Here is a 21,533-nt window from a genome sequence, read left to right on the forward strand (position 1 = left end):
ATGAACAATGGATAATGACCTCTCCTTAAAAGAAGAGGATTGAAATTAAGGAAAATCTTTTTTAATTTCTTCGTAAACGAAGAGGTCTTAGACCAAATTAATCAATTGTCAATTATCAATTATTAATTATCCATTGATAAATGATTGATGGACCAGGGATGGGCAGATAAATGATTGATGGACGAGATGGACGAGTGATGGGGCGAAGCATTCGCGTTGGGAATTGGGCAGAAAACCGAGAGATTGGGGCGCGAATGCTTCGCCCCTACAGCCCCTACCGCCCCTACAGGAAGGCGTTTGTTTTCGCCTTGTGCTTCGCATTTTCGGTTTTGATTGTTTGTTTGCTCCATATCCCAGCACAACCGGCACAGGTTGTCTCCTGTTCGTCTACCGAGTCGGTTTGCGCTTTGCCGTCTGCCCTTTGCCGTCTGCCGTCTGCCGTCTGCCCTCCAACTCGATTGTCCCAGCAGATTCAAGAGGGGAGAACTTACTATGACGCAGGTCAATTTGCCCAAGCGGCTTACGTCTGGGAACAAGTGGCGGCGTCTTTGGCATCCCAGGGAGATGAATTAAATCAGGCGATGGTGTTGAGTAATCTGTCTTTGGCGTATCAACATCTGGGACAATGGAGTCAAGCTAAGGGTGCGATCGCGAAAAGTCTGGAACTTTTGACAAATGCACAAGAGACGGGTGATAAACTGGCACGTCCTCGTGTATTCGCTCAAGCGCTCAACACCCAAGCCCAGTTACAGTTTACTTTGGGTCAAACGGAGCAGGCTCTGTTGACCTGGCAACAGGCGACGGAGGTTTACCATCAGGCAGATGATCTCCCTGGAATCCTACGGAGTCAAATTAACCAAGCACAAGCCCTAAAACGCCTCGGATTTTACCGTCGGGCGGTGAACAGGTTAACCGAGGTGTATCAAACCCTGGAAAACCAGCCCGATTCTCTGATTAAAGCGGCGGGATTGAGAAGTCTAGGCAGTACGTTTTTGTTGGTTGGCAATGTAGAGTCCGCTCAAACCATTTTGCAGCAGAGTTTGCAAGTGGCTCAACAACTAAACTCTGCCCCAGAAATGAGTGCCACACTCTTAGACTTAGGTAATACAGCCCGAGCCGGACAAGAGATAGAAGCCGCAATGGAATTCTATCACCAAGCCGCCGCGATCGCACCGTCACCCCGGCTGCGGCTTCAAGCCCAACTCCATCAATTAAGCCTCCAGATTCAACAACAACAGTGGCAACAAGCCGAATACCTTGTGCCTCAAATTCAGTCCCAACTGGATACCCTACCCGATAGTCGCGGTTCAGTTTATGCCCAGATTGACCTGGCGAAAAGCCTCATCGCGTTATCCCCAAATCATTCTGATCCGGAAAAACTGTATACTAATGCCGGACGCCTCCTGGCAAAAACCCTACAACAAGCTCAACGTTTAGCAGACAAACCCGCCACCGCCCACGCCTTGGGAAATCTGGGCAGCTTGTACGAGCAAACCCAGCAATGGGACTATGCACAACAGTTTACCGAACAAGCCCTGCGCCTTGCCCAAGCCATTCAAGCCCCCGATATCGCCTACCGCTTTTCCTGGCAATTAGGGCGTCTGCTCAATGCCCAAGGGAACACACAAGGTGCGATCGCGGCGTATACTGAAGCCGTTGATATCCTCCAAGGATTACGCCAGGATTTAGTAGCCATTAGTCCAGACGTGCAATTTGCCTTCACCGAAACCGTCGAACCCGTCTATCGACAACTGGTAAATCTTCTCTTACCCACAGGAGAAGAAAACCCCAGCCAGGACAATTTAGTTCAAGCCCGAAATGTAATTGAATCCTTAAAATTAGTCGAACTGGAAAATTTCTTCCGAGAAGCCTGTTTAAATCCTCAACCCCAATCCATCGATCAAGTTGATCCCACCGCTGCTGTTATTTATCCGATTCTATTACCAAACCATTTAGCCGTCATTCTGTCTTTGCCGGGACAACCCCTAAGCTATTACGAAACCCAGCTTGCCCAAGCCGAGGTAGAATCAACCTTAGAGCAGTTCCGTCAACTCCTCAGTTCCAAGTTACCCAACCGCGATCGTTTGCGTTTATCTGAACAAGTCTACGACTGGCTGATTCGACCCATTGAGACGCACTTAACCGCCAATGGTATCAAAACCTTGGTCTTTGTTCCAGATAGCGGTTTACAGAACATTCCCATGGCAGCACTCTATGATGGGAATCGCTACCTTCTCGAATCCTACAACATTGCCATCGCACCCAGCTTACAATTAGTAGACCCCAAACCCCTGCCCCAGCAAACCTTAAGAACCCTAACAGCCGGATTAACCCAAGCCCGCCACGGGTTTAGTTCTCTACCTAACGTCGCCCAGGAAGTTGCCCAAATTCAGACAGAAATACCCAGTGTCGTGTTGCTGGATCAAGACTTTACCAGGGACGCCTTATATAAAGCAATTGAGTCATCCTATTTCCCGATTGTTCACATCGCCACCCATGGTCAGTTTAGCTCCACGGCTCAAGATACATTTGTATTGGCTTGGGATGAACCGATTCAGGTCAAACAGTTCGATACCATTCTCCAATCTGCGAACCTAAATCGGCATCAGGCGATTGAGTTACTGGTTCTCAGCGCTTGCGAAACCGCACAGGGAGACAAACGAGCCGCATTAGGGTTAGCCGGTATGGCGGTGCGAGCGGGTGCCCAGAGTACCATCGGCAGCTTATGGCGTGTGGATGATGCGGCGACTGGGGAATTTATGAGTGTGTTTTATCAGGAATTAACCAAAAATCCCACCAACAAAGCCGAGGCGCTGCGTCGAACTCAGTTAGCACTCCGGCAAAAGCCTCAGTACCAATTTCCTTACTACTGGGCACCGTTTGTTTTAGTGGGAAATTGGTTGTAAGAAGTAGGGGGAACAGATGCATTCGTAGGGGCTTGAGCATTTGCGCCCAGATGTCTCGATTTTATTTTCATTATGACACTATACACTATACGATCGCGAATAAATGGAGATGCGGTATGATCTAGCATTTGCTTGTTAAAATTTCTGTTAATTCTCGTTTTAGAGTGTCATGGCTGATACCGTTCTCGACGTTCGCAATCTGCAAGTCAAATTTAAAACCGATGAAAAGGAAGTCCTCGCTGTTGATGGGATTAGTTTTCAAGTGAAACGGGGGCAAACCCTGGGTATTGTCGGCGAGTCGGGTTCGGGGAAGTCAGTCACCTCACTGGCGGTGATGGGGTTAGTGTCAACTCCGGGTAAGATTACTCAGGGGGAGATTTATTTTAAAGCCAAAGCCGATGGCGCTCAACCCAAAGACTTGCTGAAGCTGAACGAGGAACAAAAACGCCGGTTCCGGGGTGGTAAAATTTCGATGATCTTCCAGGAACCTATGAGTTCCCTCAACCCCGTGTATACAATCGGGTTTCAGCTTATCGAGGCTATTTTACAGCATCAAAACATTACCAAACGCGAAGCACGGCATCAGGCGATCGCACGGTTGCAAGAAGTGCGGCTGATTCCTAGTGATGATGAACTTAAGCAGGAGTATGAACAGGAAAATCCTGATCGCGTCGCCGCTACAGATCGAGTGATTAGCCAGTACCTGAATCAGCGTAAACAGGAAATGCTGAAGCGCTATCCTCACGAACTATCGGGGGGTCAATTGCAACGGGTGATGATTGCTATGGCAATTGCCTGTGATCCCGAAATTCTGATTGCGGATGAACCCAGTACCGCCTTGGATGTTACCGTACAGGCGGAAATTCTGGACTTGCTGCGGGGGTTGCGAGATCAGCGAGAAATGTCAATGATTTTTATCACCCACGACTTAGGCGTGATTGCCGAAATTGCCGATAGCGTGGCGGTGATGTATCAGGGGAAAATTGTCGAAAGTGGCGATGTCTGGCAGATTTTCTCTCATCCCCAGCATCCTTACACGAAAGGATTATTAGCCTGTCGTCCGACTTTAGAAAAACATCTAAAATACTTACCCACTGTTGCTGACTTCATGGAGAAGGTGACAACAGATGAGGGGCAGGTAGAAATTCGCGAAAAATATCCGACGATTGATGAAAATGGGGCAAAGATTCAGCGAGATAATCACGCCATCTCTGACGCTTCAGCCTCTCCCCTACTTGCTGTTAAAAACCTCCGGGTGGGGTTTCCTGTATCAAACGTATTTGGCAAGACTAAACGCTATATTATGGCGGTTAATGATGTTTCCTTTGAGGTTTACAAAGGAGAAACATTGGGACTGGTGGGGGAATCAGGCTGTGGTAAATCGACCCTTGCTCGGACATTATTGCGTTTAATTGAACCGATGGGGGGTAAGGTTATATTTGACAATAAAGATATTACCCATCTAAAAGGCAAGCGCTTGCGGCAAATGCGGCAAAAAATGCAAATTATTTTCCAAAATCCTTTTAGTTCCCTAGATCCCCGGATGAAGATTGGGGATGCGGTGATGGAACCATTGGTAATTCATAAATGGGGGGATAACGCCAAAGCACGTCGCGATCGCGCCGCCTATTTGTTTGATCGGGTGGGTTTAAAGCCAGACTGGATGAACCGCTATCCCCACGAGTTTTCTGGGGGACAACGCCAACGGGTTTGTATCGCTAGGGCGCTAGCACTTGAGCCTAAGTTTATTATCTGCGATGAATCGGTTTCTGCCTTGGATGTGTCGGTACAGGCGCAGGTACTGAATCTGCTCAAGGAGTTACAGAGTGAGTTAAAGGATGAGTTGAATCTGACTTATATCTTTATCTCCCATGACTTGAGCGTGGTCAAATTTATGAGCGATCGGATCATGGTGATGAATAAGGGCAAAATCGAGGAAATTGATGGGGCTGAAAGCATTTACCGGGAACCGAAAACAGAGTACACGCGCCAGCTTATTGCATCTATTCCCACCGGAAGCTTGGATCGGATTCAGCAACAACAAGCAGGGCGAGGATTGATGCCTTGGTCTAATATTAGCGAGTTGTCTGATGGAAACAAACCCTCGGCTAAACTCCAGTATCAGCTTTTTGCCATGGTTCAGGGGGATTGGCAAGTGGCTCAGGGATTACTGAGTCAGGTGAAAAGCATTAATCCGGGACATTCTGAGGATTGGTATTGGCAAAAAGTTATCCGTGATTTGGAACGCGATCGCCAATAGATTCGGGGTGGGTTTCATACAGCACGATCTGTAGGGGCGGGTTTTACAGATAACTTATAGCAACAAACCGATAACTTAACTAAACCCGCCCGGTTATCAGGGTTTCCCACGCGATCGCGGCGGGTTTATTTACATTGGGGTTAAACCCAAAGGATTGCCGGTTATCGGGGTTTCTCACGCGATCGCGGCGGGTTTATTTACATTGGGGTTAAACCAAAAGGATAGTTGTAAAACCCGCCCCTACAGGTGGTTAGGGTTCCGGTTATCAGGGTTTCTTACGCGATCGCGGCGGGTTTATTTACATTGGGGTCAAACCCAAAGGATTGCCGGTTGTCGGGGTTTCCCACGCGATTGGGGCGGGCGCGAGTTACATTGGGGTTAAACCAAAAGGATAGTTGTAAAACCCGCCCCTACAGATGGTTAGGCTTGGTTTTGAATTAAGGTGATTATTATGGCAACTGCTGAATTAAATTTTCTGGCAGAATTGAATTATTTTTTGCCCTCAAACAAACGTCATGTTAGTTTTCCTCATGAGTTTAAAGGGCGAACCTCGATTAAGGATATAATCGAATCCCTGGGGGTGCCTCATCCGGAAGTGGATGCGATTTTGGTTAATGGAGAATCTGTTGATTTTTCCTATATTGTCCAAGATCGCGATCGCGTCACGGTTTGTCCAATTTCGGTGTTAGATGAAATCAATCCCACTATCCGAGTGAGTCCCCCTGAACCCCAGGAATATCGGTTTGTTCTGGATATTCATTTAGGTAAATTAGCCAATGCGTTGCGGTTGTTGGGGTTTGATACCCTTTATCGCAATGACTACGCTGATCCAGAGTTAGCGAGAGTTTCTGCGGATGAGCAACGGATTTTGTTAACTCGCGATACCCGATTACTGATGCGTTCTCAGGTGATTTATGGGTATTATGTGCGCTCCAAAAATCCAGATGAACAAATTATTGAAGTTTTGCGCCGCTTCAATTTATTTGATGCTATTTTACCCTTTCATCGGTGTATCCGCTGTAATGGGGTATTATTACCTGTTGAAAAAGACGCGATCGCAGATCAGTTACCTGAGGGGACGCGACAATCCATTGATGAGTTTCATCGCTGTCAAGCCTGTGAGCAGATTTATTGGCAAGGGTCACATTTTGAGCGGATGCAACAGTTTATTGAACAGGTTATGGCGGCACAACCTCAACCTGATGATTCCTGACAACAGATGAAGCTTAAACTATTCCCCATTATAACCCTTTATTACTATGATTTTTATTAATCCTAAAACTGACTTTGCTTTTAAAAAAATATTTGGCTCTGAGCAAAGCAAAGATATTCTAATCAGTTTTTTAAATGCTCTGCTCTACCAAGGACGAGCCGTTATCCAAGATGTAGAAATTCTCAATCCCTATCTGGCTCCCCAAATTCAGGGGATTAAAGATACATACTTAGATGTGAAGGCTAGGATAACTGGCGATAAAACGGTGATTATTGAAATGCAAGTTTTGAATGTAGAAGGCTTTGAAAAGCGAATTTTATATAACGCGGCGAAAGCCTATTCCATTCAATTACAACCTGGAGCAGATTACACGATACTGAGTCCAGTGATTGCTTTAACTATTACCGACTTTGAAATGTTTGAGCATCTGAATCAGGTCATTTCTAATTTTATTCTCAAAGAAAAGAGACTCTTGACAGATTCTCCAATTAATGATTTAAAATTAGTGTTTGTCGAGTTACCCAAATTTAGCAAAAGCTTAGAGGAGTTAGAGACATTAACTGAGCAATGGATTTATTTTATCAAAACAGCTAGAACTCTAGAGACTATCCCCGAAAGTATGGCGCAAGTGCCAGAAATTCGCAAAGCCTTTGAAGTGGCGAATCAAGCGAATTTAACTAGGGAAGAATTAGAAGCTTTAGAACAGCGAGAAATATATATCCACGCTCAACGTAATGCGATTCGACGGGCATTGAGACAGGGGAAAGAAGAAACCCGTCGAGAAATTGCCAAGCAACTTCTGGATGTGTTAGATGAGGAAACAATTAGTCGGAAAACGGGGTTAAGTCTGGAAGAAGTGCGACAGTTCAAAATCGATGAATTAAATGATGAATATTCACAAATTGACAATGGATAATGAACAATGAATAATGACCTCTCCTTAAAAGAAGAGGATTTAAATTAAGGAAAATCTTTTTTAATTTCTTCGTAAACGAAGAGGTCTTAGACCCAATTAATCAATTGTCAATTATCAATTATTAATTATCCATTGATAATTGGTTTTGTAGTAAGGGCTTGACGCTGAGATTGTCTTGGGTAAGAAGCATCAACCTAACTTACTGGTGTGGGTTGAAAAATTGAATTACACCCCATTGTCCATTTATTAACCACTGCGGATCATCCTGATTTAATCTCTCAATCTGATCAGGTTGCAATCCGGCGGCGAGTTCAGCTTTGAACGTGCGTAGGGCGGTTAATGGTGCAGGAAAATAGCAAACAATGTCTTCCCAAGGCGTAGTATAATCCCATTGGCGATCGCCTAGTAAGCGGCGATAATTGGCATCTCCTTTGATAATCACAAGTTGGGATTGATTCAATTCATCACGCCATCGTTCTGGCATTTCCCAAAAGGCGAGGGGGGCTGTCCAATAGGAATCCTCGCAGCAGATTATGTCCCCGTTGTCAATATAATTTTTGAGACGTTTTCCTAAAGATTGTACGTCTTGATTGCTATGTTTACACAGAATGTTGATGGTGTGGTGAACATCCTTAATCATGGCATCAGAAACAAATATCGGGTGAGGCTTCAGATGTAAGTAAATCGGTTGAGCGATTCCACTGTTTACTAAAAAGTCAGCTAAACACAAATCACAGAACAACTCAAACCCAGCATTATCTAGAATTAAATCAATGCGAACTCCCTTACGGTGAGCAATGTGATCGGCAATTTGGGGTGTATGATCAACTAACAAATTTGCCTGTTCGCGATAGGCTTCAATATTCATCCGCTGACTTTCCCCAGCGTCAGTGGGGAACAGGCTTAAGTCGATGCGATTTCCCCAAAGGGCAAAATAAAATAGGGCGATTAAATCAATGCGCTTCCATTGTCCTTGAGAATCAACAAAAGTGTTAATTTTGCCACTCATTGTCTCAATGGCGGACATTACTTTTGCTAAACTGCTGTGTTTTTGCGGTTCAAAGGGATCGACTCGGTGCCATTTTCCCGGTTGAAAGTAGTGGGTGGCTTCTAAGATGCGACGGTAGAGATAAACTTCTGCGGGATACCAGGGGATATCAATCCAGCGCTTTCCCTGATAAGGTGCCATATAGGTATTCCAAGCCTCTAAATCCGGTTGGGTTTCACAGACGAGCGATCGCACGATTCCATAAGGCAATTCCTGACGCAGATTCTCTAGACTCTGAGTAATCGAGGCGGGATAATTGTTAGATGCGATCGCACGTTGAATAATCGTCACCCAGCGTTGCGTCAATGTCTGGTGAGCAAAGGAACCCTCCTCTGACATCATCAGGGGTGGAGGGATAGGGATACAGGGTTTAGTGGGGGACATAATTGTGTGATCGCTAATTACTGCTCAAAAGTGCTGTAGGGAACGAAGCCGCGAGGCTAACCAGGCTATGTGGGGTTCTATCCTGCGGTTCCCCTCTCTAAATTACAACACGCGGGAGTCGGTGCTTAAAGCCACAAAGGATTTCCCAGGATATTGTATTTAAGGAGATTGCCCAGTCATCCGCAGAAACTTGCTGATCTCCGTCTTGTCCAATTAAAGTAACAATTTCACCAACCTGTAAATCGGGAATATTACTCACATCCAGCATCAGTTGATCCATGGTAATTGCCCCAATTTGTGACACCCGTTCACCCCGAATTAATCCGATCATTTTATTCGAGAGGTTCCGGGGAACACCATCGGCGTAACCAATACCAACTACAGCCAACCGTAGCGGTTTCTGGGCGATAAATTTATATCCATAACTAACCCCTGTTCCGGCTGGTATTGTTTTCACTTGAGTCACTCGTGTTTTAACTTGCATAACGGGTTTGAGGTTGACTTTTGGGTGTAAATGTGGTGCGGGATAGAGTCCATAAATCGCTAATCCGACTCGTACCCAATCGTAATGCAAGGCAGAATCAGTTAACGTGGCGGCGGAGTTGGCTAAGTGTAAACAGGGTGGTACGATATTCGCGGCATGAAGTTCAGCAATAGCCGATTCAAATCGCTGATGCTGTAGTCTCATGACTGTGGGATCTAGACTGTCTGCTGTGGCTAAATGAGAATAAACACTGGCTATTTCTAAATGAGGTAATCGCTGAACTAATCGCACAAACTCTGTAGCTTGTTGCCAAGGCATTCCTAAGCGAGACATCCCTGTATCAACTTTGAGATGAACCGATAAGGGGGTTTGGCTACGACTGAGGGTATCAGAAAAAACTAAAGCCTGTTGGGGTGTACAGATAGTGGGTTGTAAATGCCAATGGGCGATCGCACGCACTTGTTCGGGGGTATTAGTTGCGCCTAAAATCACGATGGGCGCGTCAATTCCCGCTTCTCGCAGTTGAATGCCTTCTTCTACTGTAGCGACACATAATCCATAAGCACCTGTGGCGAGTGCGGTTTGGGCAACCATGGTGGCACCATGCCCATAAGCATCCGCTTTCACCACCGCCATGAGTTGGGTTTTAGCAGACAAAAGCTGCTTTAATTGGTTCAGGTTATGGGAAAGTGCCGCGCGATCTATTTCTACCCAGGCGCGTTCGGTTAATCCGCCAGAGACTTGCCAGATGTTGGGCATGAACCCATTGCTGGGGATGAGTTCTCGCATTTTCGTCCACTCCTCTCTAAAATGCCACACAGCTTAGTATAGGAATCTTTCGCCATCTCACCATTAGTAACCTAGAGTGAATGGTACTGAAATTTTGGCTGGTGGGCAATGCCCACCCTACAGAAAACCTAAAATGTTTCCGGTGACTTATCGTTTTGAGTTTCATCATTACCAGCGACAATTTCAACATCCCTTAACCACTCATCATGGTGTCTGGAAAGTACGCGAGGGGATTATTCTGCGTCTAACGGATGAAAAGGGGCGAGTGGGTTGGGGCGAAATTGCACCCCTCCCCTGGTTTGGTTCTGAAACCTTAGAACAAGCCTTAAACTGTTGTCAGCAGTTCCCGTCTCAGATTACATCAACGGATATTTTCTCCATCCCGGCTGAATTCCCCGCCTGTCAGTTTGGCTTTGAGTCAGCTTGGGAGGTTTTAGTCGCAAGGGATAGAGAAGATAAGGGAGAGAGTCAGATTGAAACTGAAAAAACCAGCCTATCCTTATCCCATACATCGCTGAAATACAGCTATCTTTTACCCACCGGGGAAGCAGCGTTAACATCTTGGCAGCAAGGTTGGCAACAGGGCGATCGCACGTTTAAATGGAAAATTGGTGTAACGTCCATGGAGTCGGAACTGAGGTGGTTTGACCAATTGGTTCAAGCCTTACCCCAATCAGCTCAATTACGCTTAGATGCTAATGGTGGACTCACACAAAGTCAAGCACAACAGTGGTTGCAGATGGCGGATCAGGCGGGAATTGTGGAGTTTCTGGAACAACCCTTGCCGCCAGATGAGTTTGCTGCAATGAGGGCAATGTACGACCAGTATAGAACAGCGATCGCTCTTGATGAATCTGTCGCCACGTTGAACCAACTCAAAACCTGTTATCAGCAGGGATGGCGGGGGATTTTTGTGATTAAAGCTGCGATCGCGGGATCTCCGAAACAACTACGACAATTTTGTCAAACCCACGATATAGACGTGGTTTTCTCCTCTGTCTTTGAAAGTGCGATCGCCAGACAAGCGGTTCTCAATTTAGCCACAGAATTATCTCATCCCCATCGGGCGGTTGGGTTTGGAGTAAGTCACTGGTTTGTGGAATAAGTAGGTAGGGACAATAAAAGTTAACTGTGGAGATGTTCTAATTTTCAACAATTTCAATCAATTTTGTTTTAGCCGACAACCCTGATTTAATCTGAACTTGAGACTTAGTAACATTGAACTTTTCTGCCAGTAGCTGAATTAACTCCTTATTTGCTTTGCCATCCACTGGCGGCGACTTCAGATTCACTTTTAATGTCCCATCCGCCATTTCTTCTATCGATTGCGTTTTAGAGTTGGGTTTAACTGTCACTGATTTTTTCATCGATTTAATGAGGATAAATTGAGAAGATTTTCCCCAGCGCTGTTACGGGAGGCAGAGCCTCTCCAAGAGCCTTCCCAGGCAAAGCCTGGGAACGAGGAGAATAAAGGTTACGAATTCGGTGTTTGTTCCGGGAACATACATTTATCCGAATCACAACCCACGGGTCCTGCTTCGATTAATTCACCCGAATCATATTTCTCCAAAGCGGGATAAAATTCAGACACTTTCCGCCGCTGTTGCACCTCTTGCATCAATTGCTCGTAAGTCGCTTTATCAATCGGTTCAAAGGGCAAACGCGGGAACGATTGATGGTCATCAAACCGCGCCAATAGCGCCGCTGAAATATACCCGTCATCATTCTGAATCGCTTGATAAATCTGCTCTCCTAAGAGTTCAATTTCATTGACGCGCAATTCCCAGGTTGAAGAGGTGTTATGTGTCACATACCAGCGCTGAACTTGCATGGCAAAATCCATTTGTGCCAATGCAGAAAACTGACTGATATCAATTTCATCGGCACCTGGTAAATCTGCCCAAGATACAGCCACCGGAATTTCCACTAACCATTCTGAACAGGCTTCAGCAAACGGATCATTCAATAGATTTCCGTTTTCATCTTTATCCGATTGCGATGGGGTGACATTGTAACCGTAATCAATACAAGCCAAAGCTACCGGATCATTCTTTCTAAACGTAATTCGGCGAATAAATCGCTGTGCTTTGGGTGGATGCCAACCCGGAGATGCCCCGGTGAGTAAAGATTTTGTCCCAGAAGGTTGAACAGTTGTACAACGATTGGGGCGTTTAATCCCATGCTTATCGCAATACTCCCACACCACCCGATGCACAATATCGCGCCATCGGGTTAAATAGGCTTTTTCTTGTTCCTTGAACTGCACGCCTTCGACGGTATCGGGGCGTCCCTCTGTCCACCAGCGTAACCAGTCTACGCCAAAAGCTTTGACAAAGAAATCGAATAATCCGGTGAAGGATACGCCAACAATTGGGTCTAATTCCCGTGATTTTTGATACCGTTCCTCAACAAATTTATGGTTGAGCAAAATGGCAACGGAAAGCGCCCCAGCACTGAATGCCTCCTCTTGTTCTTTCTGGTTATTCGGATCAATTTGATTCAGGTGAATTTCGGCTAAATTACAATGGAATACTGAGCCAATAATTTCACCGCAATTGTGCGCCACAATGCCATTGGCATCGAAGCGAGAGACACCTGGAACGGTGCAATCATAAACGGATTCGATACCAGTGGGAGACACAGATTCAACGGTGACAACAAAACGTTCCCGGTTTAGCTTATGCTTGTATCCGTTGAGTAAATTGTCCAACTTTTGCTGTTTTTCCGACTGACGGAAACCCACGCGATCGCGAAACTCAATCAGATTGTCTTTAGCAATCACCAATTGATTCTGGGCTGGATAATCTTCTGTGCCACTATTTTGATAAACGGTGGAAACAATTCCTAAGCGAAGCAGCATCCGTTGTACGGCTTGAAGTAACTCAAGATTACTTTGCTCTAAACCCACGCTAATGCCTTTATTTTGGGTTCCTTGGATGCTACCATCGGCATCGAATAAGCCTTGTAAGAATCCCCGATAAAACTCATAGCTGGCTTGTTCAACTTCCGGCGTCACTATTTTTTGACCGCGATGAATATTGAACTGCGCGGCTAATTTAGCTAGTCCACTCAACGCCACTTGCTGTAAATCCAGTTGGCGATCAGCATCACCCCCTAAGTTTACAGTACAAACACCATTGTTTTGCCGGGTTGCTACTTCAGACTCTGCCATTTTGACATGAGAGTCACCCCAGAATCGCACTATTGCCTGATTATGCCATTGAATGTCTATCAGTGATTCATTACTGACGAGACTCCCTAATAACCATCCTTGGGTAAATGTTCCCACACCTTGCCAAGGCTGAATTCCTCGGTGATTGTGCAAGCATACGCGATCGCCTACTTTCAATTCCTCAGCCGCTACCCATTCAGTATATTGACGCTTTTGGGTTTGGGCGCTAACTCGTAAAACTTTATGGTTTCCGGTCAAACGTAGGGAAACACCCTCTTTTGTGGCTAAGGTTAAGACGGCGCGATCGCCCGTATAGAAAAAGCCATCCGCTGTTGTGCTAAACAGTTCCCCATTAACGTAAGTTCCATGTTGCTTCCCGATTAAATCTTTAACTTGGCGCGGACCCAATTCCGTATGCACCCAAGTATCAGCCGTCACACAGGGATTTAAGCCAAACCGCTGCAAGCGATGCTCAATTTCATCGGGTGTCAAATTCGGATACTTTTCCTTTAACCAGTGACTCGCTTTTCCTTGTTCATAAGCTTGCAGAAACTCTTTTTTCAACGCCGGAGTATCTAGTAAATCGCAACTTGCTCGTGCTACGGCTTCTCCCGCCCATTGAATCGCACCTTCACCAGAATAATATTGTTTGCGAACTGCTGCAAGACATTCATCTAAGGTAGGTTTATGATGAAACACACGGGAATGATTTGCCATCCTCAACGCATCGCGTTCCGGATCAATCCGCCAATTTCCATGTTCATCTTGTTGCCACAGGTTATCTTTAGCATTGACAAACTTTTCATCATCACTAACCCCTTGGCGCATCCCCGCACTATTAGACACTAGAATCCCTTCGCAGACAAATTCATGGATAGTTGCCACTTCAATGTCATAGGTTGGTGCGGTGCGGACATTAGTTTCTACAGATTTAACCTTGATGGGAATTAACCCCGTAGACTCCGGAACCAATCGCTTTACGGTTGGTGCAATAACTTGCTTTTGACCTGTTCCATAATGATAGCGATAGGTACTAACCAACGGTTTCACCATGTCTAGGGGAAATCCATGATCGTGAAACGATTTCGGGTGTTGTCGTTGTCGTTCACTAAAGGTACTGGAATCAGTAGACATGAAGGTTTGCACCGCTAAATAAGCCGATTCACCCACAGTGACTAACTCACCTTCCCATTTACCTGTGCGTTTACGAATTGAAGCACACAACCGTGTGGCAATTCCTAAAGAGGCATATAGAGTTTGGATTTGTCGCAAAAAGTCGGGATGAACGGAAGCCACTAAAACCCCTTGAGAATGACATCCATCGGCATCCGCTAAACCCGCTAAATAGGCTTCCCGAATAGCTTGAGTTCCCAATAAGATACATTCAGGTACAGACAGTGAGGTAAACGGCTGCTTAAACTGGGAAAGATACTGATTGAGGGCGGCAGAATTGAGTTGCAATTCAAAGGTTTTCGTTTTCCCCTGTTCTGGTGTTCTTAACGTATGAGTTGGCAAGCCAAACTGTTCAGCCACCGCAATCAAGCATTCTAGAATTTGCGGACTATCTTGGTGAATCCGCAAGCGCACCCGCCAACCATCAGAACTGACTGAACCATCTCCTTGTAAATACCCTAAGAAATACGCCACCTCTGAGGTTAACGCTGGCACGGTGATTGGTTTAGCCTGGGAACTTAGTTTTCCTTTAAATTCAGGCAACTCCGTTGGGGTTCCCATAATTTTCTGGGGAACAAAGACTAAGCGATCGCCTGCTTTTAAGTCTTTGGCTTTAACCATTTTATAGTTGCCATAAATGTCGGTTAATACAGCAACTTTATGATCAGGGGTACAGTCCAAATAACCATCCTCGGTTTTGATCCGACAGAGGGATTGAACGCCTTGATCAAAGAAGTTGGTTACGGGATAAAATCCTTTACTGGTTAAAACGCGATCGCCAATGCGAATTTTTTCAATGGCAACCAATCCAGACTCTGTGTGAACCAGGGAGCCTTCGGGTAAACAACGTCTGACGTTTCCGGCTACAACCACGACAGCAGCTTCATCAATTAAAAGACAGCATTCGACTGAATTTAATTGCCGTCCCAAAGCTTTATTTAAAATCGCCGCACATCGCTGATAAAGTTCCGGTAATTTAATCGGATTTGCCACCCCACCAAAGCCTTTTAGTGATTCTCCGGCGGGACGGATATCACTCACATTAATGGATACCTGAACATCCCCAGAAAACTGTTCATCTGTGGATAATTCCAACAGAGTTTGATAGGACTTAACCCACCCTTGACGGGAGTCCCCGACATAAATTGTCACCAGATTCCCATCAATTTTGATCTCAGTTTTTTCGCGCCGTTCCTCTGGTGGCGTTGTGCCAATTTCACCCTCTAAGATTACATTTAGATGATTGCGAATTGGGGGTAACTGGTTAATGTATTGGGGTTCCAAAACTGCCCCTGTGCCGCAGCCCATCATGGCGAGATCCATCATTAAGCCAAAGGCACGCCAGTCTACTACATTTGTAGAGGTACAATTATAAGCACCGGAGAAATTCTCCGGATTTTCCAGCCAATCGGTGCCGCCGACCCATAACCAGCGTCCTGAGGGTAAACTTTTAATCTGGTGCATCATCCGCTCTAACAGGGCAGTTTCTGCTGGAGTCAGCTTACCCAGTTTGTTCAATCCTTGAATTGTGCGATCGCAAACCTCCCTCCACGTCTCTCTACCCTTGGCTGTGCGGCGGCTGTAGGTTCTGAAAAATACCGGATTTGCTGTCGGTGCCGTTTCCGGAAAATCACCATTGAGATGTTTTCGCTCAAGTTCTCTTACCATTGTGATAATCTGCTGTTAATTTTCGCTAAACCTTGACTATAAGTGATGTCAGATATAGCGTCAAAGCTTGAAAAATCTCTAAATTTGCGCTAAGTGTAGAGACGTAGCATGCTACGTCTCTACAAACCACGAGTCACCTGATCCAACTGTTGCACCTCTTCAGGGGTTAAACTCCACCCCAACGCCCCAGCGTTTTGTTGGGCTTGCTGGGCAGTTTTCGCCCCCGGAATCGGCACGACACCTTGGGCAATTAACCAATTTAGCGCCACCTGTGCAGGCGTGCGATCGTATCTTTCCCCCAATTGACGCAACAGTTTAATCACAGGGGCAATTTTTTCTAACCCCCCTTTGCTAAAACGCGGATCAAGCTGACGCGCCCCTGTGGGTTTCACATCGCTTTCCGGGGTGTACTTCCCGGTTAATAATCCTTGGGCTAAAGGACTATATGCCAAAATCGTCACCCCCAATTCCCGCGCCGTATCCAAAGTGCCATTCTGCTCAATTTGCCGCGCCAGTAGGGAATATTGCACCTGATTCACCGCTAAGGGGATTCCTCGGGCGGCTAGATAACCGTGCGCTTCCCGCATTTGTTCGGCGGAGTAATTACTTACCCCCACCGTGGCAATTCTCCCCCGTTGCACCTCATCCGCTAGGGCATTCATTAAGGTTTCTTGACTCATAAAGAAGCTAAAGGGAGAATGAACTTGATACAGTTCTATTTGTTCAACCTGTAACCGTTTTAAGCTATCCGTTAAGGCGTCAGATACCGACTGAGCCGTAAAGCGCCAGGGAACCGGGAAGTATTTTGTGGCTATCTGGGCTGGACGCCCTAATTCTTTCATAAACCGTCCCAATAGCGACTCGGATTCTCCTAATCCGTACACTTCCGCTGTGTCAAAAAAGCTGACTCCTGCATCTAAGGTAGCGGCAAAGGCGTCTCGTACCTGAGATACCCCATAATCGTTGCCGTAGCCCCAGAACAGCTTATCGCCCCACGCCCAAGTGCCAATGCCTACGCTGGTTACGGTGGGACCATTTTCAGCTAAGGTGGTTGTCTGTATCGTCATTCCCTGCGCTCCGACTTCGTTACATTTCTTGTTATTGTATTGGGTTTTGCTGGTGGAAACTTTGAGGGAAGGTATCGTTGGAGCCTCGATGTTGTATTTTTAACGCAGAGGAACGCAGAGGTTGACGCAGAGGAACGCAGAGGGGGTTAATGGATGGTGACGAAAATTTTATAGAATTCGGAAACAAGCGGCAATGATATAAGGTGTCATGGAAACTAGTGATTTTACTCAGTCCCCGCTCACTCCCTCATTCCCGGAGAAACCCCTCCCCAGAATCAAGATTTTGACTATGTTCCGTCTGGGTTTATTCCAGATGGGGTTAGGGATTATGGCGATTCTTACTTTGGGTATCCTTAACCGGGTGATGATTAGCGAACTCGGGATTAATCCGGCTTATGCTACGGGGGTTTTAGCTATGCATCAACTGGTTGCTCCTGCTAGAATTTGGTTTGGTCAGCTATCCGATTCTAAACCTCTATTTGGATATCACCGCAGTGGTTATGTTTGGCTGGGTACCGCCGGATTTACGATCGCGGCTTTTTTTGCGGTTCAGGTGATGTGGCAACTTGGTGAAGCGGTACAAAGGGCGGGAGGCTGGACGTTAAATACACAGATATTAGGCTGGACAGGGGTATTGGCATTAATTTTTACTCTCTATGGTTTAGCCCTGAGTGCCAGTTCTACCCCCTTTACCGCTATGCTGGTGGATGTTTCTGATGAGGACAATCGCTCGAAGTTAATTGGGATAACCTGGTCAATGCTGATGGTGGGTATTGTTATTGGTGGGATTACTGGGGGGATATTGCTTAAAAGCCTTGATCCAGCAGAAACCGCCTCACCGATTGGTGCAGAGGTTTTATCCTCGTCATTAGCGACATTACAGACTCCCCTCAACCGCCTGTTTATTATTGTGCCACTGGTGGTTATGGGATTAGCGATCCTGGCAACTCTGGGAATTGAGAAAAAATACTCCCGCTACGCCTCTCGTTCGAGTTTAGTAGAGCGAGAAGACCAAGTTACGTTGGGTAGGGCGCTGAAAGTTTTAACCGCGAGTCGCCAAACGGGTTTATTTTTCACCTTTTTATTGGTGATGACGATTAGCTTGTTTATGCAGGAAGGTGTGTTGGAACCTTATGGTGCTGATGTCTTTGGGATGCCCATTGCTGAAACCACTCGGCTCAATTCTTATTGGGGATTAGGTACTTTAATGGGTGTGAGTACCACGGGGTTTTTAGTCGTACCTCGTATCGGTAAGCAGAATACGACGAAATTGGGTTGTATTTCAGTGGCTATTAGCTTCTGTCTGATTATTCTATCGGGGTTTACCCAACAGGGGGAGATTTTGAAGCTGGCGATGCTGTTATTTGGTCTAGCAGCGGGAATCACCACAACAGGGGGATTGAGTCTGATGCTGGATCTGACGGCGGCGGAAACAGCGGGAACCTTTATTGGGGCGTGGGGATTAGCTCAAGCGATCGCGCGGGGGTTAGCTACCTTTATCGGCGGTTGGGTGTTGTCTATTGGACAAGCCCTCTTTACTGCGCCTGTGTTAGCTTATGGCTTGGTGTTTGCTTTGCAAGCCGTGGGGATGATTGCCGCGATTTGGTTTTTGGGACGAGTGGATGTGCAAGAATTCCGGGATAATGCCAAGCAAGCGATCGCGACGGTTATGGAAAATGATTTAGACGGGTAATATTGTAGGGGCGGGTTTCACCGTTATCGTTTTGGGTTGACCCAGATTTAACTCGCACCCGCCCTAACTTAATGGTTATCCAAAACTTTGACATTTTGAATTTGAAGGCTAACGGGCACCATAGAGTCCCGCCCTACCTGAACGACCTGGATGGTGGCGAAGTCCTAAGCTTTGTCTACCTCATCTATCTATCGCCCTAGTAGGCATTACGGGCTACTGATATAGGCATGGTTAGCCAATGAGATAGCCATCCTTTTGGTATGTGGAAACGTTCCACAGCCCTCATAATATCAAAGAAAATTAAACTAATCAAGAATTAGTTATTATGCATGAGGGTGACAATTTCTATCCAGGGACTCTGGATGAGGGATTATATGGATTTTTAACCAATGAAGGAATTTTGGGCGTCTGTCCTTGACTTTGCCAAAGAGATTACTAGCCATGTCGGTAGCCAACTCCTGCCTGATTTTCGCTGCTGTCAGGCGTCGCAAAAAGCGGATGGGAGTTTGGTGACAAAAGCGGATCATTTGGCAGATGAGACGATTCGTCGTGCGATCGCGTCTCGGTTTAAGAGTCACGGAATCTTAAGTGAGGAAGGGGAACATCGCTTCCCTGATACGGAGTGGTGCTGGATTATCGATCCCTTAGATGGTACGACGAACTTTACCCGAGGTATCCCAATTTGGGGGATTTCTTTGGGTTTGCTGTATCAAGGCACACCTGTGTTTGGTTATGTCCATTTTCCTCCCATTGGACAATCCTTTCATGGCTTTTGGGCGGGGGAATCAGGATTACCTGATATCATCCCTGGGGCATTTATGAATGAGTTTTCTATCCACAGTAGTCCGGATGAACTCAGTAGTAATCACTTTTTTAACCTTTGCTCTCGCAGCACCTTACTCTTACAGCAACCCTTCCCCTGTAAAATTCGTATGTTAGGGGTTGCCAGTTATAATTTTATCACCGTTGCTACTGGAGCGGTTCTCGGTGGGATGGAAGCAACGCCCAAGATTTGGGATATAGCCGGGGCTTGGGTGATTGTGAAAGCAGCGGGTGCGGTTTGGGTGTCGTTGGAGTCAGAGCCGATTTTCCCCCTGCAAGCGGGTCAAGATTATGGCGGGCGATCTTTTCCCACGCTGATTGTCAGCCGTTCTGAATTAGTGGATGTGTTTAAATCCTATATCCAACAGAATTAGAATTAGCTCCCCCTGATCCTTAAGCAGGGCGGGTTTAGCCAAGTTATCGGTTTTCTCCATAACCTTATCGGTCAAACCCGCCCCTACACACAAGACGTGCCATGGCACGTCTCTACACCAATCCCCTGCAATCTTGGCTTGAACCTTGATGATCGCTCTGCTGAAAGGTCATGATGGAAGCGGCAATACGTTAGACATAGCGATCGCTCCTAACCTTATGCCAACTGTACAGATTAATCCAGGTACAGGGAAAGGGCAGATCGTGATCAGTGGTGACATCGGGAAAGTTGAATCTAACCCAAGGGTGCGACCAAACAGTATTCCAGGTAAACGGGAAGCGGCTTCTCAACCAGTACCAGGGTATCAACGTCCCAAGGCTCACTGATATGAGTGTTTTAGGTAAGCCCCCACGATGGCGATTGCCCTCGTTACAAGAAAAGGTAAGGGCGGGCTAAAGCCGCTTAGTCGGGGTCTAAACAATCTGTTTTCCCTTCCCGTTCTTAGCCAGGTTTTTTTGAAAGTATTATGGAGCAATAGAGATTTACCATGTCTTACGAGCAAGAAAAACAGGTAGCTATTGAGGCGGCGCTGACAGCAGCCAAACTGTGTGAGCAAGTTCGCCAAGAACAGGTGCCTGAAGCGATGGAAAAGAGTGATAAGAGTCCGGTAACGGTGGCGGATTTGGGTTCCCAGGCGGTTATCTGTCGAGCGTTAGCGATGGCGTTTCCTGATGATCTCGTGGTGGGCGAAGAAGATGCATCCCAGTTGCGTCAACCGGAAATGGCTGACCAACTCAATCGGGTGACTCACTATGTCAAGTCTGTTGTTGGTGATGCGACATCGGATCAGATATTGGACTGGATTGATCGCGGCAATAGTGAGATTGGTGGGCGCTATTGGACATTAGATCCCATTGACGGCACAAAAGGCTTTCTGCGTCAAGATCAATATGCTGTGGCTTTAGCACTGGTGGAACTGGGTGAAGTGAAACTCGGTGTTCTGGCTTGTCCCGCCCTCCCGATTTCACCCTACGAACCTGATGGAGAAAAGGGGGTTCTATTCGTAGCGGTACGGGGTCAGGGAGCAACTATGGTTCCCATCTCTGGTGGAAAACCTCAGCCGATTCAGGTGACGAAGGCTGATAGTAACGAGGCGATGCGCTTTGTGGAGAGTGTGGAATCCGGTCATGGTGATCACTCACGACAAGATGCTGTTGCCAAGGCGGTAGGAATTACAGCCCCTTCGTTGCGGATGGACTCTCAAGCCAAGTATGGTGCCGTCGCCTCGGGGCGGGCGTCGCTTTACCTGCGTTTGCCATCACCCAAGTCTCCAGATTATCGGGAAAAGATTTGGGATCATGGGGCGGGAACGATTGTAGTTGAGGAAGCTGGGGGACGGGTGACTGATATGTACGGGAAACCCCTTAACTTTTCTCTGGGTGCCAAACTTTCTGATAATCAGGGGGTAATTGTCAGCAATGGTGTGATTCATGATACCGTGCTGGAAGCCTTGCGGGAAACAGCTAGCGTTTGACCTATTCCTACCCTAAATCGAAGACTATAGC

The 21,533-nt window shown here is 46.5% G+C and carries 15 protein-coding genes; 10 read left to right on the forward strand and 5 right to left on the reverse strand.

Translation table 11 applies throughout. From position 1 onward, the window contains the following. Window positions 1-170: 170 nt before the first annotated feature. From RLO19_RS01320 to RLO19_RS01340, 5 genes are all read left to right on the forward strand, one after another. Entirely contained in the window at window positions 171-2,906 is a 2,736-nt protein-coding gene (locus RLO19_RS01320; RefSeq protein WP_446353131.1) for a CHAT domain-containing protein, read from the forward strand. A 169-nt stretch (window positions 2,907-3,075) separates the two neighbouring features. Further along, window positions 3,076-5,166: an ABC transporter ATP-binding protein gene (locus tag RLO19_RS01325; RefSeq protein WP_446353133.1), complete on the forward strand. Its 2,091-nt coding sequence runs from the start codon at window positions 3,076-3,078 to the stop codon at window positions 5,164-5,166. Window positions 5,167-5,320: 154 nt separating this feature from the next. Continuing rightward, on the forward strand, window positions 5,321-5,548 hold the full coding sequence (locus RLO19_RS01330; protein ID WP_446353135.1) for a hypothetical protein: 228 nt from the start codon (window positions 5,321-5,323) through the stop codon (window positions 5,546-5,548). A gap of 69 nt (window positions 5,549-5,617) precedes the next feature. Then, on the forward strand, window positions 5,618-6,379 hold the full coding sequence (locus tag RLO19_RS01335) for a Mut7-C RNAse domain-containing protein (RefSeq protein ID WP_446353137.1): 762 nt from the start codon (window positions 5,618-5,620) through the stop codon (window positions 6,377-6,379). A 46-nt stretch (window positions 6,380-6,425) separates the two neighbouring features. Next, a complete protein-coding gene (locus tag RLO19_RS01340; RefSeq protein WP_446353139.1) occupies window positions 6,426-7,295 on the forward strand; it encodes an Rpn family recombination-promoting nuclease/putative transposase in 870 nt (289 codons plus the stop codon). Window positions 7,296-7,494: 199 nt separating this feature from the next. On the opposite strand, the gene RLO19_RS01345 is transcribed toward RLO19_RS01340, so the two are convergent. Together RLO19_RS01345 and alr are read right to left on the reverse strand one after the other, a co-directional pair. Next, a complete protein-coding gene (locus RLO19_RS01345) occupies window positions 7,495-8,727 on the reverse strand; it encodes a damage-control phosphatase ARMT1 family protein (protein ID WP_446353141.1) in 1,233 nt (410 codons plus the stop codon). A gap of 97 nt (window positions 8,728-8,824) precedes the next feature. Continuing rightward, window positions 8,825-9,970, reverse strand: a complete 1,146-nt coding sequence (gene alr, locus RLO19_RS01350; protein ID WP_446353169.1) for an alanine racemase — start codon at window positions 9,968-9,970, stop codon at window positions 8,825-8,827. A gap of 172 nt (window positions 9,971-10,142) precedes the next feature. Here alr and RLO19_RS01355 point away from each other — a divergent pair, with 172 nt between their 5' ends. Then, window positions 10,143-11,105, forward strand: a complete 963-nt coding sequence (locus RLO19_RS01355; protein WP_446353171.1) for an o-succinylbenzoate synthase — start codon at window positions 10,143-10,145, stop codon at window positions 11,103-11,105. Between the two features lie 37 nt (window positions 11,106-11,142). Here RLO19_RS01355 and RLO19_RS01360 read toward each other — a convergent pair whose 3' ends face one another. The 3 genes from RLO19_RS01360 to RLO19_RS01370 form a co-directional block, all read right to left on the reverse strand. After that, window positions 11,143-11,367: a DUF167 domain-containing protein gene (locus RLO19_RS01360; RefSeq protein ID WP_446353143.1), complete on the reverse strand. Its 225-nt coding sequence runs from the start codon at window positions 11,365-11,367 to the stop codon at window positions 11,143-11,145. Between the two features lie 107 nt (window positions 11,368-11,474). Further along, window positions 11,475-16,013 carry a ribonucleoside-triphosphate reductase, adenosylcobalamin-dependent gene (gene nrdJ / locus RLO19_RS01365; protein WP_446353145.1) on the reverse strand — a complete coding sequence of 1,513 codons (4,539 nt, stop codon included), beginning with the start codon at window positions 16,011-16,013 and terminating at the stop codon, window positions 11,475-11,477. A gap of 119 nt (window positions 16,014-16,132) precedes the next feature. Beyond that, complete coding sequence (locus RLO19_RS01370; RefSeq protein ID WP_446353146.1) at window positions 16,133-17,080, reverse strand: aldo/keto reductase; 948 nt, start codon at window positions 17,078-17,080, stop codon at window positions 16,133-16,135. Window positions 17,081-17,288: 208 nt separating this feature from the next. On the opposite strand from RLO19_RS01370, the gene RLO19_RS01375 reads away from it, so the two are divergent. From RLO19_RS01375 to RLO19_RS01390, 4 genes are all read left to right on the forward strand, one after another. Beyond that, window positions 17,289-18,773: a BCD family MFS transporter gene (locus RLO19_RS01375; protein ID WP_446353148.1), complete on the forward strand. Its 1,485-nt coding sequence runs from the start codon at window positions 17,289-17,291 to the stop codon at window positions 18,771-18,773. 389 nt (window positions 18,774-19,162) lie between these two features. Beyond that, entirely contained in the window at window positions 19,163-19,969 is an 807-nt protein-coding gene (locus RLO19_RS01380; RefSeq protein WP_446353150.1) for an inositol monophosphatase family protein, read from the forward strand. Window positions 19,970-20,114: 145 nt separating this feature from the next. After that, window positions 20,115-20,354 carry a hypothetical protein gene (locus RLO19_RS01385; protein ID WP_446353152.1) on the forward strand — a complete coding sequence of 80 codons (240 nt, stop codon included), beginning with the start codon at window positions 20,115-20,117 and terminating at the stop codon, window positions 20,352-20,354. A 161-nt stretch (window positions 20,355-20,515) separates the two neighbouring features. Beyond that, window positions 20,516-21,502 (forward strand): 3'(2'),5'-bisphosphate nucleotidase, encoded by a 987-nt coding sequence (locus RLO19_RS01390; protein ID WP_446353153.1) that lies wholly within the window; start codon window positions 20,516-20,518, stop codon window positions 21,500-21,502. The last annotated feature ends 31 nt before the right edge of the window (window positions 21,503-21,533 follow it).

Origin of the sequence: Coleofasciculus sp. G2-EDA-02 (assembly GCF_040226375.1) — a bacterium.
Classification (GTDB): domain Bacteria; phylum Cyanobacteriota; class Cyanobacteriia; order Cyanobacteriales; family Coleofasciculaceae; genus Coleofasciculus.

Coding starts and splice junctions, on each gene's coding strand:
- RLO19_RS01320 (WP_446353131.1), top strand. CDS start 171: ATGATTGATGGACGAGATGGACGAGTGATGGGGCGAAGCATTCGCGTT.
- RLO19_RS01325 (WP_446353133.1), top strand. CDS start 3,076: ATGGCTGATACCGTTCTCGACGTTCGCAATCTGCAAGTCAAATTTAAA.
- RLO19_RS01335 (WP_446353137.1), top strand. CDS start 5,618: ATGGCAACTGCTGAATTAAATTTTCTGGCAGAATTGAATTATTTTTTG.
- RLO19_RS01340 (WP_446353139.1), top strand. CDS start 6,426: ATGATTTTTATTAATCCTAAAACTGACTTTGCTTTTAAAAAAATATTT.
- RLO19_RS01345 (WP_446353141.1), bottom strand. CDS start 8,727: ATGTCCCCCACTAAACCCTGTATCCCTATCCCTCCACCCCTGATGATG.
- alr (WP_446353169.1), bottom strand. CDS start 9,970: ATGCCCAACATCTGGCAAGTCTCTGGCGGATTAACCGAACGCGCCTGG.
- RLO19_RS01360 (WP_446353143.1), bottom strand. CDS start 11,367: ATGAAAAAATCAGTGACAGTTAAACCCAACTCTAAAACGCAATCGATA.
- nrdJ (WP_446353145.1), bottom strand. CDS start 16,013: ATGGTAAGAGAACTTGAGCGAAAACATCTCAATGGTGATTTTCCGGAA.
- RLO19_RS01370 (WP_446353146.1), bottom strand. CDS start 17,080: ATGACGATACAGACAACCACCTTAGCTGAAAATGGTCCCACCGTAACC.
- RLO19_RS01375 (WP_446353148.1), top strand. CDS start 17,289: ATGGAAACTAGTGATTTTACTCAGTCCCCGCTCACTCCCTCATTCCCG.
- RLO19_RS01380 (WP_446353150.1), top strand. CDS start 19,163: ATGAAGGAATTTTGGGCGTCTGTCCTTGACTTTGCCAAAGAGATTACT.
- RLO19_RS01390 (WP_446353153.1), top strand. CDS start 20,516: ATGTCTTACGAGCAAGAAAAACAGGTAGCTATTGAGGCGGCGCTGACA.